This is a genomic window from Burkholderia sp. Bp8991 (assembly GCF_003853795.1).
Classification (GTDB): domain Bacteria; phylum Pseudomonadota; class Gammaproteobacteria; order Burkholderiales; family Burkholderiaceae; genus Burkholderia.
Genome location: NZ_QTQJ01000042.1, coordinates 1 through 15,072 on the forward strand (window position 1 = coordinate 1; position 15,072 = coordinate 15,072).

Consider the following 15,072-nt stretch of genomic DNA (forward strand, 5'->3'; position numbering starts at 1 on the left):
CCCGTGCCGGCGACCGCGTCCGGGCACGCGCCGGCGACCGCGCCGCTACGGCCCGCCACCGCCCCGGCCGGCGGCGGGACCGGCCCGTCCGGTTCCTGCCGGGCTGTGCCGCCGCCCGGGCGCACATCCCCGTCGTCGTGCCCGCCGCCGCCCGCGCGGTGCGACCGTCCGAAGAGCCTGAACATCGCCGGTCCGCGCGCTTACGCGTGCGCCGGCTGCTGGGCGCCCGCATCGGCTCCGGCCGGCGCGGCCGCCTTGCCGCCGGCACCCGACGCATCGCCGACCAGCTTGCCGTCGGTCGGTGTCGCCGGCAGCGGCTTCACGTCCTTCGCGTTGCCTTCGGTGACGACCGGCTTGGTCGCCGCTTCGGTCAGGAAGTCGATCACCCGCATCAGCGCTTCGGGCGGCGACTGGCGCTTCACCTGTGTATGGATCGAGTATTTCGCGCGCGTGTCGGTGCTGCGCGTCTGCTCCGCCTTGTGCGACACGCGCCCGGACACGCTGACGCTGATCGGCCCCCAGCCGAACTTCGCCTGGAATTCGCCGCCGGCTTCGGTCGACGACGACGACTTCTCGGACTGCGTGATCTCCATCTCGAAGTCGATCGTGCCTTCCTCGATCGCGATGATCGGATGGACGATCGCCGCGAGCAGCGGGATGCGCATCGTCTTCTGCACGACGCCTTTCGACACGCCGCTTTCGTCCACCAGCGTCTCGTCGTAGTCGAACTGGACGGCCACGGCCTTGCCCCCCTGGATGCAGACCTGCATCAGGAAATCCGCGTAGCTCTTTGCGGCCTGCGTCTGCGCGCTGATCATCGCCTTTAACGGGCCGGCGATCATTTGGTCCATGGGTAAAGCGTTAATCACCGAGCCAATGAAATTCGCGTCCATGAATAAACTCCTCTTCGTGTTGAAGACAACGGAAATTCGCTGTCGTTATTCACATTAGGAAATTGAAGACGTTTACCAAATATGACGTCCGTCACGTCCGGCGGCCCGGGCCGGCGCGCGGCGGGCATCGATACGCGCGGCGGGGCGCGGCGTGGACGAATTAGGCCATTCGTCACGGAGCGACGGGCCTAGTGCGCGGTGCGTAAAACAGCGGTAAAAAAAACGCCGGGTAGGGAAGCAAAAAATCCTAAACCGAGCATCCCGATTTCGAGGAAACCGCGCAATGAACGTTCTGATGATCGATAGCCCGCCGTTATTCGTCGCGGGCGTGGCGGACGTACTGTGTAAACGCGATGTCGACTGGCATGTGTGGTCGGCCCGCCGTCCCGAGGACGTCTTGCGCTTGCGCGACGCGTTGCTGCCCGGGACGGTCGAGGCGATCACGATCGAATGCGGCGAGCACGCCGCGCGGCCCAGCTGGCCGAGCGTGCTGAACGAGACGTTCGCCGGCGCGCCGTGGCTGTGCGTGGTGGCCGCCGTGTGCCGCCGCACGATTGCCGATGCGCTGCTGGCGGGGGCGGCCGGCATCATCGACCGGCACGCGAGCGCGGACGAATTCGCGGATGCGCTCGGCCGCGTCGCGGCCGGCGCGATCTACGTGCCGCCGAACGACGGCGGCGCGACGCAGGCGCCCCCGGGCGGCGTGCCGGCCGGCGACGATCGCGCATTCGAGCGCCTCACGCCGCGCCAGCGCGACGTGCTGCGGCTGCTGGCCGAAGGCAAGTCGAACAAGCAGATCTGCCGTGTACTGAATGTCGCGGAGGGCACGATCAAGAACCATCTGTACGCGTTGTTCCGCCAGATCGGCGTGAGCAACCGGACGGAGGCTGCATTGTGGCTTGCGCGCCACGTGCCGTCGGAACCGGCGGCATTTGCGTTCGCGCCGGCCTGCAGTTCGCCCGGCTGACGCCGGTCGCGGCCAGCGCCGGCGTGTGCCGGCATCCGGTGTCGCGTTGCGTTGGCGTCGATACGGCCGGGGCGGGTTGTTCGGGCCGGTCATCGGCAGCGGTGAATCCGCGTGGCCGAGTGCATCGCACGCGCGTGACGACGCGCGTGCCGGAAAGCGGCGCAAGGGGGCGCGCTTGCCGCGCGCCCCGTTGCTCCGTTGCCCCGTTCGGCGGTGGCCGCCGACATCGGGCGCCGGCGTGCTTACGCGACGTGCGCGACGCCGTATTGCGAGGACAGGTAGCGCCGGATATCGGCCGGCGAATCGATGAAGCGGCGGCCGTTGTGTTCGCGAATCGCGACCGTGTCATCGATCGGTGCCGGCCCGTCGCCGAGCACGAGCACCGGTGCCGACTGGTTGTCCTCGCCGATCAGCGCGACGATCGGCCCGCGCGGCCGCGGCGCGTCGATGTACTCGACCGCGACGGCGTCGCGCAACTGCGGATAGAAGCTCAGCAGCCCTTCGACGGCAACCGAATCGCCGCAGTAGAACGGACCTTCGGAGTCCTTGAAGAAACCCGGGCGGAGAATGAACAGCGTGTCTTTCATGATGGCCTCGCTATCAGTGGTGGTGGAACGTGGAAAAAAAGAGGGATGCGTGTGACGTGCCCGATGTCAGGCTTCCGCGAGCGCGGCCGCGGCGGCGCGCATTCTCGCGAAACCGGCGTCGAGGTCGGCGATCATGTCGTCCGGATGCTCGAGCCCCGCGTGGATGCGCAGCAGCGGGCCCGCCGCCGCCCATTGCGTCGCGGTGCGGTGACGCGACGGATTCGACGGGATGATCAGGCTTTCGAAGCCGCCCCAGCTGTAGCCCATGCCGAAGCACGTCATGCCATCGAGCAGCGCGCGCACCGCGTCGTCGGGCTGCGGATGCAGCACCAGGCCGAACAATCCGCACGCGCCCGTGAAGTCGCGCTGCCACAGCGCGTGGCCGGCATCGCCCGGCCGGGCCGGATACAGGATCCGGGCGACTTCCGGCTGGCGCGCGAGCCATTCGGTCAGCACGTGCGCGTTGCGCTGATGGCGTTCGAGGCGTACCGACAGCGTGCGTAGGCCGCGCAGCGCGAGATACGCATCGTCGCCGCTGACGCTCATCCCGAGCTGCCGGTAGCAGCGCGTGACCTTCTGCGCGAGCGCCTCGGTCGTCAGGATCACGCCCATCAGCACGTCGGAGTGTCCGGCGATGTATTTGGTCGCCGCGTGAATCGATACGTCGACACCGTGCGAGAACGAGCGGAAGTTCAGCGGCGTGCCCCACGTGTTGTCGAGCAGCACGACCGCGTCGTGCTGGTGCGCGACGCGGCAGATCGCGGGAATGTCCTGCACCTCGAACGTCAGCGAGCCCGGCGATTCGGTAAAGACCGCGCGCGTGTTCGGCCGCATCAGCGATGCGATGCCGGCGCCGATCGACGGATCGTAGTAGGTCGTCTCGATGCCGAGGCGGGCGAGCGTCTCGTCGCAGAACGAGCGGGTCGGGTCGTACACCGAATCGGCCATCAGCAGATGGTCGCCGGGATTCAGTACCGCGAGCAGCGCGGTCGTGATCGCGCTGAGCCCGCTCGGCGTCAATAGCGCGGCATGCGCGCCTTCGAGGCGCGCGAGCGCCTTTTCGAGCGCCCGCGTGGTCGGGCTGCCGTGGCGTCCGTAGGCGAGCGGCGTGCCGCGTACCGCATCGAGCGCGTCGGTGCCGTGAAAGAGCAGCGTCGACTGGCGATACACGGGCGGATTCACCGGGGAGCCGGGCTGGCCGTGCGCGCGGCCTTCGTGAGCAAGCAGGGTGTCGGTCGAGTGCAGTGAGTTCAAGATGTCGTCCTTTGAAAGTCGGTCAAGCCGGGTGAAGCCGTCGCGCGGTCAGTGCAGGATCTTGTCGAGGAAGTCGCGCGCGCGTTCGGAGCGCGGCGCGGCGAAGAACGCATCGCTCGCCGCGTCTTCGACCACCGTGCCCTGGTCCATGAAGATCACGCGATGCGCGACCTTCCTCGCGAAACCCATCTCGTGCGTGACGCATACCATCGTCATGCCGTCGCGCGCGAGTTCGACCATCACGTCGAGCACTTCGTTGATCATCTCGGGGTCGAGCGCGGACGTCGGCTCGTCGAACAGCATCGCGACGGGGTTCATCGACAGCGCGCGCGCAATTGCAACGCGTTGCTGCTGGCCGCCGGACAACTGCCCCGGATACTTGTTTGCATGCGCCTTCAGGCCGACGCGATCGAGCAGCTTCATCGCGTTTTCGAACGCTTCGTCCTTGCGGCGGCCGAGCACCTTGACCTGCGCGAGCGTCAGGTTGTCGGTGATCGACAGGTGCGGAAACAGCTCGAAATGCTGGAACACCATGCCGACGCGTGCGCGCAGCTGCGCGAGTTTCGCGGCGGGATCGCCGAGCCGCGTGCCGTCGACGACGATGCTGCCTTTCTGGAATGGCTCGAGGCCGTTGATCGTCTTGATCAGCGTCGACTTGCCGGAGCCCGACGGCCCGCAGACGACGACCACTTCGCCTTTCGATACCGACGCGCTGCATGCGGAAAGGACCTGATGCTTGCCATACCACTTGGAAACGTTGTCGAGCGTAATCATGGTTGTCCGTGATTGAGGTTCGGGTTGAATGGCGTACGCATGCTCAATGCGCGGACGGCAGCGAGAGGCGCGTCTCGACGCGGCCCTGCAGGCGCGTGAGCAGCGTGCTCAGCACCCAGTAGATCGCGGCGGCGGCGACGTAGAGCGGCAGCGGCTGGAACGTCGCGGCGATCACTTCCTGCGTCGAGCGCAGCAGCTCGGTGACGGTGATCACGGAGACGAGCGACGTGTCCTTGATCAGGCTGATCAGCGTGTTGCCGAGGCTCGGCACCGCGAGGCGCAGCGCCTGCGGGCAGACGATGTAGCGCAGGGTCTGCACATGCGTGAGGCCGAGGCTGTGCGCGGCCGCCCATTGCCCGCGGCCGATGCCCAGGATCGCGCCACGCATGCTTTCCGACAGGTAGGCGCCGGCGTTGAGCGTCAGCGTGAAGATGCCGGCCGTCGTCGGGTCGAGCGTGATGCCGAGATCGGGCAGCCCGTAGTAGACGACGAACATCTGCACGAGCAGCGGCGTGCCGCGCATCAGGCTGACGTAGCCCTGCGCGAGCCCGGACGCGAGCCGGTTGCTGCCGATCCGCATGATCGCGACGACGAGCCCGACGACGAGGCCGAGCGCCATCGACGCCACCGCGAACTTCAGCGTGAACAGCGCGCCCTTCGCCATCACGGGCAGGGTTTGAATGACCAGATCGAGTGCTTCCATCGCGTGTATCCTGATTGTGTGTCGTGTGCCGATTGTGGGTCGGCCAGGTGGCGGCCGGCCCGCGCGTTCGTGCGCGCGGGCGCGTGGCGGCTGCGTTATTGCGTGATGGGCTTCGTCGTGTCCGAGCCGAACCATTGCATCGAGATCTTCTTCAGCGTGCCGTCCTGTTGCAGCGACGCGAGCGCGTCGTCGATCGCCTTGGCGAACTTCGGATTGCCCTTGCGGAACGGGATGCCCATCCGGTCCTCGCCGCCGGCGAGCACGGAACCCGGGCGCAGCGGCAGGTGCGAGTTCTTGATCAGGTAGCTCAGCATCAGGCGGTCGTTGACCGCCGCGTCGATACGGCCGGCCGCGAGGTCGCGCAGGTTCTCCGGCGTGCCCGGATAGACCTGCAGATCGATCGCGGGCACCGTCTTCACGAGATCGACGTAGTTGCTGCCCATCGTCACGCCGACCTTCTTGCCCTTCAGCTCGTCGAGCGACTTGAACGCACGCGAGTCGTTCTGGCGTTGCAGCAGCTGCGCGGACGAATACACATACGGCGGGCTGAAGTCGAGCGCCTGCTGGCGCGACGGCGTGATCGCGACCTGGTTGACGATCACGTCGAACTTGCCGGCCTGCAGCCCGGCGAGAATCCCGCTCCATTCGGTCGTGACGAACTGCGGCTTCACGCCGAGCCGCGCAGCGACCGCCTTCGCGACGTCGACGTCGAACCCTTCGAGTTGCCCTTCGGCATTGCGATAGTCGAACGGCGGGTAGGTGCCTTCGAGCGCGATCTTCAGCACGCCGGCCTGCTTGACGGTGTCGAGCAGGTCCGCCGCGTGCGATGCCGTGGCCGCTACGCAGAGGAGGGCGGCGGCGAGGCCTTGCTTGAGCGTCGGGGTGAAGGGCTTCATGGTTTTCTCCTGGGTTGTTGCCGAAACGTCGTGGTCGAAAAATTCAGGGTGAGCGCGTCCGCGGCGACGGGCGGTGTCGCCGTGGGCGGGAAGCGGGCCGCGGTTGAACGCGGCGCGGGAAAAGGGCGGCGAAAGGCGGCGCGAGCCGTGTGCCGCGATGCGTTACGGCATGCGTTCGCGCACGGTGGCGTAGTGGTGCGCGGCGAAGAGTTCAAGCATCGTGTTCATGAGTGCCCGTGCTGCTGCGAATGAGATAGACCGGCTGCATCGTCGATGCGTATCCGGTGGCGCAAATGCCGAACGACTGAGGGCAATCTTAGTTTTGTCAAAAAGGAAAGTGCTTCCAAAAACGCACGGATTTTCCACGCGGCGTGGAATATTTTTCTCCGCGCATGGAATCCGGTGCAAGCGATCTGCTGCGGTTGCATGGGGTGCGCAGCATCAGGTGCTACGGCGTGGTCGAGCGGTTGCCCTGAGGGCAACCGCCGAAAAGCAAAACGGCCAGGCATGCCGGTAGCGGCAAGCCTGGCCGTTGGCGTCCGGTTTGACGAACGCGGCGCGAATGCGCGTGTTACTCGAACGTTTCGAGCGCGAGCAGTTCGTCGATCGTCTGCCGGCGGCGGATCAGCCGCGGCGTGCCGCGATCGACGAGCACCTCCGGCGCGAGCGGCCGGCTGTTGTAGTTCGAGGACATCGACGCGCCGTAGGCGCCCGCATCGTGCAGGAACAGCAGGTCGCCGATCTGCGGCTGCGCGAGCTTGCGGTGCGTGACCACGCCGCCCGCGTCCTGCGTGAACACGTCGCCGGACTCGCACAGCGGCCCCGCGATCGCGATGTCGACGAGCGGCCGGCCGGCCGGCAGCGCGCCGTCCTGCGTGTGGACGGACACCGCGTGGTAGCTGCCGTACATCGACGGACGCATCAGGTCGTTGAAGCCCGCGTCGATCAGCACGAAGTCGTGCTTCGGACGGCGGTTCACGGCCTGTACTTCGGTGACGAGCGTGCCGGCCTCGGCAACGAGGAAGCGGCCCGGTTCGATCTCGATGCGCACCGCGTGGCCGAGATGCCGTTCGATCCGCTTGCGCGCGGCATCCCACTGGCTGAAGTAGTGACCGACGTCGACGCGCGGCTCGCCGTCGCGATACGGAATCGACAGCCCGCCGCCGGCGGAGATCGCTTCGATGTCGTGGCCGAGCGACGTGACGAGGTCGACCATCGCATCGCACACCTGCGACAGGTGGCCGTAGTCGACGCCCGAGCCGATATGCATGTGGATGCCGACCAGCTTCAGCCCGTACTGGCGCACGATCTCGATCGCGCGCGGCACGTCGTCGATCCAGATCCCGTGCTTGCTCTGCGGGCCGCCGGTGTTGGTCTTGTTGCTGTGGCCGTGGCCGAAGCCGGGATTCACGCGCAGCCACACGCGATGGCCGGGAGCATGCTCGCCGACGCGCGCGAGCATGTCGAGCGAGCCGGCGTTCACGGTCACGCCGTGCTTCAGCACGGCCGCGAGCGTCGGACGGTCGATCAGGTCGGCCGTGAACACGACGCCTTCCGGCTCGCCCGCCGGACTGAACCCGGCCGCGAGGCTGCGTTCGATCTCGCCGAGCGACACGGCGTCGACGCACGCGCCTTCCTCGCGCATCAGCTTCAGGATATGCAGGTTCGAGTTCGCCTTCTGCGCATAGCGGATCACGTCGAACTGGCGCAGTTGGGCGATGCGGTCGCGGATGACGTCGGCGTCGTACACCCACAGCGGGGTGCCGTATTGCTGCGCGAGCGTCGCGAGCTGGCGGGAATCGAGGGACATGGCGGATGAATCGGATCGAATGAACGGACAGCTTGAATGATGCGCCTGAATGTCTATACAGTAAAATGCCTGTTTGTCGACATTCGATTCATTTTTGATATAGGCGGCCATGCTCACACACCGGCACATCGAGGTCTTCCGCGCGCTGATGGTCACCGGCAGCACGACGCGCGCGGCCGAGATGCTCTATACGTCGCAGCCCACGATCAGCCGCGAGCTCGCGCGGATGGAGCAGGTGGTCGGCTTCGCGCTGTTCGAACGCTCGCATGGCCGGCTGCGGCCGACGATGGCCGCGCTCACGCTGTTCGACGACGTGCGGCTCGCGTATGTGGGGCTCGAGCGCGTCGCGGCGACGGCCGCGCGGCTGCGCGAGTTTCGCGACGGTCAATTGTCGGTGATCGCGCTGCCGGCGTTTTCTCATGCGATCCTGCCCGGCGCATGCCGGCGCTTTCACGACGCGCATGCGGGCGTCAGCGTGTCGGTCGCGACGCAGGAGTCGCCGGTGCTCGAAGAGTGGCTGACCGCGCAGCGCTACGATGTCGGGCTGACCGAGCACGACGTCGCGCCGGCCGGCACCGTGCTCACGCCGCTGCTCGAAGTCGACGAGGTGTGCGTGCTGCCGGACGGCCATCCGCTGCTCGCGCAGCGCGCGATCGATCTCGCGGATCTCGCCGATCGCCCGTTCGTGAGCCTGTCGCTGAACGACCCGTACCGGATCCTGATCGACGAGGCGTTCGCGCAGCTCGGTGTCGCGCCGCGTTCGGTGGTCGAGACGCCGTCGGCCGTGTCGGTGTGCGCGTTCGTGCGGCAGGGGCTGGGCGCCGCGATCGTCAATCCGCTGACCGCGCTCGATTTCGTCGGGCGCGACCTGCACGTGCGGCCGCTCACGCGCTCGTTTCCCTACCGCGTCAGTATGATCGTGCCCGAGCACCGGCCGAAGAGCCTGCTCGTCGACGCATTCGCCGAAGCGCTGCGTGGCGAAGCGCAGGCGATTCGCGAGCGGCTCGCCGCGCTGCCCGGCTGACGAGGGCCGTATGATGGGCGTTTCGCTGCGCGCAGCCTGCTCCTCTTCGTCATCTTCACGGAAACGGAACCCGTCATGACCGACGCTGCATCTTCCCCCGGACAACCGACGCTCACCGGCGAGCGCATCGCGCTGCGGCCGCTCGAAGCATCCGACCGGCAGGCTTTGCTCGATGCGGCGGCGGACGGCGAGCTGTGGAACCTGAAGGTCACGGTCGTGCCGGGCGAGGAGACGGTCGACGCCTATCTCGACACGGCGCTGCAAGGCCGCGCGGCCGGCACCGTGATGCCGTTCGTGATCGTCGAGCGTGCGTCGGGCCGCGTGATCGGCAGCACGCGTTTCTGGAAGATCGACCGCAAGAACCGCAAGCTCGAGATCGGTCATACGTGGCTGAGCGCATCGGCGCAGCGCACGCGCGCGAATACCGAAGCGAAATGGCTGCTGCTCGCGTATGCGTTCGACACGCTGCACTGTGTGCGCGTGCAGTTCACGACCGACGAGCTGAACGAGAAGTCACGCGCGGCGATTCTGCGGCTCGGTGCGAAGCAGGAAGGGATCGTGCGTCACGAGCGGATCATGCCCGATGGCCGAAAGCGCAATTCGGTACGCTTCAGCATCATCGACGACGAATGGCCGGAGGTGAGCGAGCGGTTGCGGGCGAAGCTCGCGACCTGACGCGAGGCGGGTGCCGCGTGCGTCGCGCCGCCGCAAAGGAGGCGGCGACGCGACGAGGGGGGAAGCGGCGTGCCGCGCGCGGTGCGCGGCGGGCAGCGCGTTACTGCGCCGATGCGAGGTGATGACGCTGCGCGAGCTTCTGCGCGGCCGCGTAGTGCGCCTGCAGGATCGGCAGCGCCTGGCGCGCGACTTCCTTCAGCTTCGTGTCGCGGCCCGACGCGATTTCGGCCTGGAATGCCGAGATCGTCTTCTGCTGGCCGGCGAGCGCGACCTGCTCGATATACGCCTTGTCGAATTCCGCGCCGCGCAGGGTCTTGATGCTGTCCAGCACGGCCGTGTCGGGATCGTTGGCCGGCACGTCGACGCCGCGCGGGCTGGCCGCGCGCATCGCCTGGATGATCTTCTCATCGTCGGTCGACACGCGTTGCGCGAACGCCTTCACCTGGCTGTCCGACGTGCGCGAATCGGCGATGCGTGCGGCGTCGTGCTGGGTCGACACGGTTTTCGTGCCGTCGTTGATGAAGGCCTGGTCGGCTTCGTGGATGCGCGTCTGCGTGGCGGCGGCCGGTGCGGACGGCGCCGGTTGCGCGGTTTGCGCGGTCGCCGTCACGGCGACGAGAAGCAGGCCAGCGGCAGACAATGCAAGGCGCGAGACTTGGGGGAAGCGGTTCATGGGACCTCCTTTCGATCGGGGCTCTGATTAACGGACGGATCGCGTGATCCGCAGCTGTGCGAGAGACCGGGCGCGCCCGGGCCGGGCTCGATCGCCGCTCTGCCGCGGCGGCGTTCGAAGTGTTTCCCGGCCCGACTGATTCTAGGAGAGCGCCCAGGTAGCAGGTGCAACTGCGCTGTGGTTTGTGTAACGGTTGGTAAGACGAAACGATGGATGCGCGCGCGGCCAGGTAGGGCGTACCTGTTGCGTGCATCGTGGCGGCAATTTTTGCGTGCGCGGCGTGCATGCGATCGCTGCAATGCGCGCGCATGTCATCGACGTTTCATCGTTTCGCGGGCGGGTTGTTTCGCGATTCGTCGAATCGAGCGCGCGATTCGTACGGCGTCCTCACACGCGATCGAGCAATGCGTCGAGACGCGGCAGCAACGGCGTCGCGCAATGCGCCTGCAGCGCGTCGGGCGCCGTGTAACCCCATGCGACACCTTGGAATGCGATACGCGCGCGGCGCGCCGCTTCGGCATCGCGGATCTCGTCGCCGACATACAGCACGTCGTCGGGCTGCATGCCCGCTTCGCGCACGAGCGCGCGCAGCCGGCGCGCCTTGCCGAACAGCGGAATGCCGCACGCGAACGTGTCGACGCAACGGCTCGCGTGCGGGCCGAGCCGGTCGCGCACGATGTCCTCGGTGTTCGACGTCGCGATCGCGATGCGGATGCCGCGTGCGGCGAGCGCGTCGAAGGTCGCGTCGACGCCGGGGAACAGCTTTACGTGCGCGATGCGCGGCCGCATCAGCCGGCGCATGTCGAGCGTCACACGCGGCACTTTCCACATCGGCACCTCGAGCGCGCGGATGATCTCGCGCGCCGACATGCCGCGCAGCGCGGGGCGCAGCTCGGGCGTCGCGTCGCGAAAGCCGTGCAGGCGCGATGCCTCCGTGAGCGCCGCGAGAAAGCAGTCGAGCGAATCGGCGAGGGTGCCGTCGAAGTCGAACGCGATGAGTCGATAAGGCATGAAGCGATGCCGCGAGTTGATCGAGCCGGTGACGATATCACCGAATCGAGCCGCGTGGCCCGTGCGAGCGGTTGGGTCCGCGGCGAAGCGGGATGGTCGGGCAGCTTCCTTGCATCGGACGGAATGCCGCCCGCGAAACGCGGTGCATGACATAACGGGCATGAAAGCCCGGTATGCTGTCGACGCTATCGTTTCCCCCCGTTTCCTTCGTCCGGACTTCCCTGAAATGAAAATCGCCCGTGCCCGTTCTGCGATGTGGATGCTCGGTGTGTTCGTCGCGCTGACGTCCGCGACGCCCGCGGCCGCCGCCGCGGAGAAGCGCTGCGGATGGCTCGAGAATCCGACGCCGGCCAACTGGTGGCTCGTCGACAAGGACAACAGCTGGACGCTGTCGACCCAGGGCAGCCCGCCGGTGCCGGGCCTCGACGAGATGCCGGACATGTCGACACGCGGCTGGGTCGTCACCAATGCGGGGATGCACGGTTACGGCTGCGCGTGCCTCGACCTGGAAATCGACCCGCGCACCCGCGAGGTGACGCGGATCGTGGCGGCCCGGCCGCTGCCGCTGAAGCGGTGCAAGGCCGATCGGGCGTTGCCGGCGCCTTGAAGAGGCGGGGACGGCGGCGGGATTGGTGCTACGCGTAGTGGTAGCGGCAGGACACGATGCTGATTTGAAGATCGTCCGCTTCGTAGACGAGGCGGTTCGTATCGTCGATGCGGCGGGACCAGAACCCGGACAGGTTGGCCTTCAGCGGTTCGGGTTTGCCGATGCCTTCAAACGGTGTCCGTTGGGCTTCGCGAATGAGCTGGTTGATGCGCTTGAGCGTCTTGCGGTCTTGCCCTTGCCAATAAACGCAGTCGTCCCACGCGTCGGAAGTAAAGAGCACGCGGCGTACGCTCATTCATCGTCCCCCGCCAGCTTGTGCTCTTTCGTCTTGCCCTTGCGCAGTTGCGCGATCGAGCGTTCGAGGTGGGCAACGTTGGCCGGTGAGCGGAGCAGATGAACCGTCTCCATCAGGCTGTCATAGTATTCCTGCGACATGATGACCGCGTTCGGCGCATCGCGACGCGTGATGAGCGTCACGTCCGCGTCGTCGACGACCTGGTCGATGACCGTCTTCAGATTGCTGCGGGCATCCGAAAAGTGAATCGTGCGCATGATTCGCCATACTTGTACTTTGAACCGTACAAGTATGGCATGGGCGTCCATTGTACGGAATGTTGTACATGTCGAGGCGGCATCGCTTGTCGCCCACCCCGCACCGCGCTATCGTTGCTGCTCCCCCAGCCGACCGGAGAGCCGACGTGCCCGCAGACACCCCCGCCCCGCTGAGATTTTCCACCGACAAGCGCGAGCTCGACATCGACGCGATCTTCGATTTCCTGCATCGCGATGCGTACTGGTCGCAGGGCATTCCGCGCGATGTCGTCGAGCGCGCGATCGACGGCTCGCTGTGCTTCGGCGCGTATGTGGGCGACCGGCTCGTCGGATTCGCGCGGCTCGTGACCGACCACGCGACGTTCGCCTACCTGTGCGACGTATTCGTCTTGCCGGCCGAGCGCGGCAACGGCTATGGCCGCGCGCTGATCGACCACGTATTTGCGCAGCCGATGGTGCAGGGCCTGCGCCGCATCATGCTCGTGACGACCGACGCGCACGAACTGTACCGGCCGGTCGGTTTCGGGCCGTCCGCGAATCCCGAACGGCTGATGGAAATCCGCCGCCCCGATATCTACGCGAAACGCTGACGCGCGGCGAGCGCATACAATACGCGCTTTCGTTTTTGCCGAAGGGAAGCAGATCATGACCGAACAGGAAGCCGAACAGCTCGCCACGCATCGTCACTACAAGGGCGGGCTGTATCGCTACATCGGCGTCGCCCGTCATTCCGAAACCGAGGAGTCGGTGGTCGTGTACGAGCATCTGTGGCCGCATGCGCGCGGCTTGTGGGTGCGGCCGGAAGCGATGTTCAACGAGAACCTGCCGGACGGCACGCCGCGTTTTCGCAAGCTGCGCGACTGAACTGAGCACGCCCGCCGATCGCACGACGAGCGGTGCCGGCGCCCGGCCTAGCCGGCGGCGCCCGGCGTGTCGCGCGGCGCGGACTCCCGGTGCATCGCCAGCGCGAAGAAGCGCCGGATTTCGTCCATCAACTCCGCACGCGCCGATGCGAAATCGAAGGCGCGCCGGTTGTCGTGCGCGAAGCGCCGGCGCCACTCGTCCGCCGCATGCCGTGCTTCGCGTGCGCGCAGGTCGTCGAGTTCGGGCGTGCGCAGTGCGTGGTCGGCAATCAGCGTCACGCCGTCGCGGCTGACTTCCAGCAGGCCACCCGCGACGAGCAGCCGGCGGTGCTCGCCGCCCGGTGCGGCAACGAGCGTCACGACGCCGGGCCGCAGCCGCGTGAGCAGCGGCGCGTGATGCGGGTAGATGCCCAGCTCGCCGCTTTCCCCGGGCACGACGACGAAATGTGCGTCGCCCGAATACAGCACGTCTTCCACGCTGAGGATGTCGAGCTTCATCGACGTCGGCATGCGTGCCTCCTTCAGACCGCCGCCGCGCCGGCGACGATCTCGCACAGCTCGGTGGTGATCTGCGCCTGGCGCGTCTTCTGATACAGGTGCCGCAGCTCGCGCAGCACGCGATCGGCGTTCTCCGTCGCGGTCTGCATGCTGAACATCCGCGCGCACTGCTCGCATGCGTAATTCTCGACGACGGCCTGGTAGAGCGTCGCCTCGACGTAGCGCAGCAGCAAGGTATCCACGGCCGGTTTCGGCGCGGGCTCGTACAGATAGTCGGATGTCGCGGTGTCGCCGGGCGGCGTGCCGGTGTCGAGGCCGGTGAGCGGCAGCACCGCGTCGATGCGCGGCGAATACGCGAGCGGGCTCGTCAACCGGTTGTACGCGATGTGCAGTTCGTCCAGTTCGCCGTTGACGAATGCGGTGAGCGGCACGAGCAGCGCGCCGAGCAGCTGCTCGAAGTGCGGCGCGGCGGCGAGGCCGCTCGCGCGGGCGGTGATGGTCGCGCCATGGCGCATCAGCGGCGCAATGCCGCGTGCGCCGATCACGCTGAGTTCGCACGCGACGCCGGCGCGGTTCCAGCGTTCGAGCGCATCCACGCATTCGACCAGCAGCCGCGTATTGAGCGGGCCGCACAGCCCGCGATCGGTGCTCACGACGATCAGGCCGACGCGGCGCACGGGCGTGCGTCTCGCCATCAGCGCGGAGACGTGGCCGGACCGGTCGCGCAGCACGCGCTCGGCCATCTCCCGGATGCGCGCCGCATAGGGCCGGAAATCGCGCGCCCGCCGCTGCGCGACCGCCATCTTGGTGCGGGCCATCATTTCCATCGCCTTCGTGATCTTGCGCGTGGACGAGGTACTGCTGATCTTCGAGCGGATTTCGCGGATGTGCATGTGAGGCGGGGAGGCAGGTCGCCCGGTGTCGCCGGTGCGCTGTGGCGACGCGATGTCGGCCGCGAGGCCGGCAGCGAGGTCGGCGGATATCGCGCCGCGGCCATCGAACTGTCATCGCGCGATTTCATGCTATCGGGATTTCACCTGAAACGATTGACGACGATCAAGCGATCGCTTCCGGTTACGGACCAGAATGGTTTCGCCGATCGTCGCACCGGGCGTTCGATGACCGATTGCCGTCCGCATCGGAAGATCGTTGCGGACGCATCGAAGGACGCAAACGTCATGCATACGACACGGCCGCGCGCGTGACGTGCGATTCGCCGCGGGTGTAGCGCGGACGATCGTCGCGCAGCCCGCGTACGGCTTTTTCCCTTCATGTTCCCAGTAGC

Annotated in this window: 20 protein-coding genes; 6 read left to right on the plus strand and 14 right to left on the minus strand. The window is 67.1% G+C overall.

Translation table 11 applies throughout. The annotated features are described in order from the left end of the window. Both DIE02_RS35840 and DIE02_RS31610 read right to left on the minus strand, forming a co-directional pair. Positions 1–185, minus strand: a 185-nt coding sequence (locus DIE02_RS35840; RefSeq protein ID WP_221623426.1) for a hypothetical protein, incomplete at its 3' end; no start/stop codon positions are given. Between the two features lie 15 nt (positions 186–200). Continuing rightward, positions 201–893, minus strand: a complete 693-nt coding sequence (locus DIE02_RS31610) for a DUF2589 domain-containing protein (RefSeq protein WP_124485342.1) — start codon at positions 891–893, stop codon at positions 201–203. A gap of 283 nt (positions 894–1,176) precedes the next feature. Here DIE02_RS31610 and DIE02_RS31615 point away from each other — a divergent pair, with 283 nt between their 5' ends. Then, the gene (locus tag DIE02_RS31615; RefSeq protein ID WP_124485343.1) at positions 1,177–1,860 is read left to right on the plus strand and encodes a response regulator transcription factor; all 684 of its coding nucleotides are present in this window, start codon (positions 1,177–1,179) and stop codon (positions 1,858–1,860) included. Positions 1,861–2,102: 242 nt separating this feature from the next. Here DIE02_RS31615 and DIE02_RS31620 read toward each other — a convergent pair whose 3' ends face one another. The 6 genes from DIE02_RS31620 to lysA all read right to left on the minus strand — a co-directional run bounded on the left by DIE02_RS31620 (position 2,103) and on the right by lysA (position 7,884). Beyond that, complete coding sequence (locus DIE02_RS31620; protein ID WP_124485344.1) at positions 2,103–2,447, minus strand: DUF3088 domain-containing protein; 345 nt, start codon at positions 2,445–2,447, stop codon at positions 2,103–2,105. A 66-nt stretch (positions 2,448–2,513) separates the two neighbouring features. Continuing rightward, positions 2,514–3,701 (minus strand): cystathionine beta-lyase, encoded by a 1,188-nt coding sequence (metC, locus tag DIE02_RS31625; protein ID WP_124485345.1) that lies wholly within the window; start codon positions 3,699–3,701, stop codon positions 2,514–2,516. Between the two features lie 48 nt (positions 3,702–3,749). Continuing rightward, complete coding sequence (locus DIE02_RS31630; RefSeq protein WP_124485346.1) at positions 3,750–4,475, minus strand: amino acid ABC transporter ATP-binding protein; 726 nt, start codon at positions 4,473–4,475, stop codon at positions 3,750–3,752. Positions 4,476–4,518: 43 nt separating this feature from the next. Next, positions 4,519–5,178, minus strand: coding sequence for an amino acid ABC transporter permease (locus DIE02_RS31635; RefSeq protein WP_124485347.1), 660 nt, complete (start codon positions 5,176–5,178; stop codon positions 4,519–4,521). Positions 5,179–5,273: 95 nt separating this feature from the next. After that, positions 5,274–6,074: a transporter substrate-binding domain-containing protein gene (locus DIE02_RS31640; RefSeq protein WP_124485348.1), complete on the minus strand. Its 801-nt coding sequence runs from the start codon at positions 6,072–6,074 to the stop codon at positions 5,274–5,276. 571 nt (positions 6,075–6,645) lie between these two features. Beyond that, complete coding sequence (gene lysA / locus DIE02_RS31645) at positions 6,646–7,884, minus strand: diaminopimelate decarboxylase (RefSeq protein ID WP_124485349.1); 1,239 nt, start codon at positions 7,882–7,884, stop codon at positions 6,646–6,648. Positions 7,885–7,993: 109 nt separating this feature from the next. Here lysA and DIE02_RS31650 point away from each other — a divergent pair, with 109 nt between their 5' ends. Together DIE02_RS31650 and DIE02_RS31655 are read left to right on the plus strand one after the other, a co-directional pair. Next, positions 7,994–8,908, plus strand: a complete 915-nt coding sequence (locus tag DIE02_RS31650; RefSeq protein ID WP_124485350.1) for a LysR family transcriptional regulator — start codon at positions 7,994–7,996, stop codon at positions 8,906–8,908. Positions 8,909–8,983: 75 nt separating this feature from the next. Continuing rightward, entirely contained in the window at positions 8,984–9,583 is a 600-nt protein-coding gene (locus tag DIE02_RS31655; RefSeq protein WP_124485351.1) for a GNAT family N-acetyltransferase, read from the plus strand. A 100-nt stretch (positions 9,584–9,683) separates the two neighbouring features. Here the strand turns inward: DIE02_RS31655 and DIE02_RS31660 are convergent, their stop codons facing one another. Together DIE02_RS31660 and DIE02_RS31665 are read right to left on the minus strand one after the other, a co-directional pair. Continuing rightward, positions 9,684–10,256 (minus strand): DUF4142 domain-containing protein, encoded by a 573-nt coding sequence (locus DIE02_RS31660; protein WP_124485352.1) that lies wholly within the window; start codon positions 10,254–10,256, stop codon positions 9,684–9,686. Between the two features lie 387 nt (positions 10,257–10,643). Next, entirely contained in the window at positions 10,644–11,267 is a 624-nt protein-coding gene (locus tag DIE02_RS31665) for an HAD hydrolase-like protein (RefSeq protein ID WP_124485353.1), read from the minus strand. Positions 11,268–11,493: 226 nt separating this feature from the next. Here DIE02_RS31665 and DIE02_RS31670 point away from each other — a divergent pair, with 226 nt between their 5' ends. Continuing rightward, entirely contained in the window at positions 11,494–11,874 is a 381-nt protein-coding gene (locus DIE02_RS31670; protein WP_207671168.1) for a DUF4087 domain-containing protein, read from the plus strand. Between the two features lie 28 nt (positions 11,875–11,902). On the opposite strand, the gene DIE02_RS31675 is transcribed toward DIE02_RS31670, so the two are convergent. Both DIE02_RS31675 and DIE02_RS31680 read right to left on the minus strand, forming a co-directional pair. Beyond that, positions 11,903–12,169 (minus strand): Txe/YoeB family addiction module toxin, encoded by a 267-nt coding sequence (locus DIE02_RS31675; RefSeq protein ID WP_060348282.1) that lies wholly within the window; start codon positions 12,167–12,169, stop codon positions 11,903–11,905. After that, positions 12,166–12,426 carry a type II toxin-antitoxin system Phd/YefM family antitoxin gene (locus DIE02_RS31680; protein WP_124485354.1) on the minus strand — a complete coding sequence of 87 codons (261 nt, stop codon included), beginning with the start codon at positions 12,424–12,426 and terminating at the stop codon, positions 12,166–12,168. The genes DIE02_RS31675 and DIE02_RS31680 overlap by 4 nt, the downstream gene beginning before the upstream one ends. Positions 12,427–12,572: 146 nt before the next feature. Between DIE02_RS31680 and DIE02_RS31685 the strand changes: the two genes are divergently transcribed. After that, positions 12,573–13,016 (plus strand): GNAT family N-acetyltransferase, encoded by a 444-nt coding sequence (locus DIE02_RS31685; protein WP_124485355.1) that lies wholly within the window; start codon positions 12,573–12,575, stop codon positions 13,014–13,016. A gap of 55 nt (positions 13,017–13,071) precedes the next feature. Next, positions 13,072–13,290 carry a DUF1653 domain-containing protein gene (locus DIE02_RS31690; RefSeq protein WP_006751720.1) on the plus strand — a complete coding sequence of 73 codons (219 nt, stop codon included), beginning with the start codon at positions 13,072–13,074 and terminating at the stop codon, positions 13,288–13,290. A 47-nt stretch (positions 13,291–13,337) separates the two neighbouring features. Here DIE02_RS31690 and atpC read toward each other — a convergent pair whose 3' ends face one another. Further along, entirely contained in the window at positions 13,338–13,799 is a 462-nt protein-coding gene (gene atpC, locus DIE02_RS31695) for an ATP synthase F1 subunit epsilon (protein WP_044847595.1), read from the minus strand. Between the two features lie 11 nt (positions 13,800–13,810). Then, positions 13,811–14,680, minus strand: a complete 870-nt coding sequence (atpG, locus tag DIE02_RS31700; RefSeq protein ID WP_124485356.1) for an ATP synthase F1 subunit gamma — start codon at positions 14,678–14,680, stop codon at positions 13,811–13,813. Positions 14,681–15,072 lie beyond the last annotated feature (392 nt).

What these genes read in the sequence shown, in the direction of transcription:
- DIE02_RS31610 (WP_124485342.1), bottom strand. Translation starts at nt 893, where the DNA reads ATGGACGCGAATTTCATTGGCTCGGTGATTAACGCTTTACCCATGGAC.
- DIE02_RS31615 (WP_124485343.1), top strand. Translation starts at nt 1,177, where the DNA reads ATGAACGTTCTGATGATCGATAGCCCGCCGTTATTCGTCGCGGGCGTG.
- DIE02_RS31620 (WP_124485344.1), bottom strand. Translation starts at nt 2,447, where the DNA reads ATGAAAGACACGCTGTTCATTCTCCGCCCGGGTTTCTTCAAGGACTCC.
- DIE02_RS31630 (WP_124485346.1), bottom strand. Translation starts at nt 4,475, where the DNA reads ATGATTACGCTCGACAACGTTTCCAAGTGGTATGGCAAGCATCAGGTC.
- DIE02_RS31635 (WP_124485347.1), bottom strand. Translation starts at nt 5,178, where the DNA reads ATGGAAGCACTCGATCTGGTCATTCAAACCCTGCCCGTGATGGCGAAG.
- DIE02_RS31640 (WP_124485348.1), bottom strand. Translation starts at nt 6,074, where the DNA reads ATGAAGCCCTTCACCCCGACGCTCAAGCAAGGCCTCGCCGCCGCCCTC.
- lysA (WP_124485349.1), bottom strand. Translation starts at nt 7,884, where the DNA reads ATGTCCCTCGATTCCCGCCAGCTCGCGACGCTCGCGCAGCAATACGGC.
- DIE02_RS31650 (WP_124485350.1), top strand. Translation starts at nt 7,994, where the DNA reads ATGCTCACACACCGGCACATCGAGGTCTTCCGCGCGCTGATGGTCACC.
- DIE02_RS31655 (WP_124485351.1), top strand. Translation starts at nt 8,984, where the DNA reads ATGACCGACGCTGCATCTTCCCCCGGACAACCGACGCTCACCGGCGAG.
- DIE02_RS31660 (WP_124485352.1), bottom strand. Translation starts at nt 10,256, where the DNA reads ATGAACCGCTTCCCCCAAGTCTCGCGCCTTGCATTGTCTGCCGCTGGC.
- DIE02_RS31665 (WP_124485353.1), bottom strand. Translation starts at nt 11,267, where the DNA reads ATGCCTTATCGACTCATCGCGTTCGACTTCGACGGCACCCTCGCCGAT.
- DIE02_RS31670 (WP_207671168.1), top strand. Translation starts at nt 11,494, where the DNA reads ATGAAAATCGCCCGTGCCCGTTCTGCGATGTGGATGCTCGGTGTGTTC.
- DIE02_RS31675 (WP_060348282.1), bottom strand. Translation starts at nt 12,169, where the DNA reads ATGAGCGTACGCCGCGTGCTCTTTACTTCCGACGCGTGGGACGACTGC.
- DIE02_RS31680 (WP_124485354.1), bottom strand. Translation starts at nt 12,426, where the DNA reads ATGCGCACGATTCACTTTTCGGATGCCCGCAGCAATCTGAAGACGGTC.
- DIE02_RS31690 (WP_006751720.1), top strand. Translation starts at nt 13,072, where the DNA reads ATGACCGAACAGGAAGCCGAACAGCTCGCCACGCATCGTCACTACAAG.
- atpC (WP_044847595.1), bottom strand. Translation starts at nt 13,799, where the DNA reads ATGCCGACGTCGATGAAGCTCGACATCCTCAGCGTGGAAGACGTGCTG.
- atpG (WP_124485356.1), bottom strand. Translation starts at nt 14,680, where the DNA reads ATGCACATCCGCGAAATCCGCTCGAAGATCAGCAGTACCTCGTCCACG.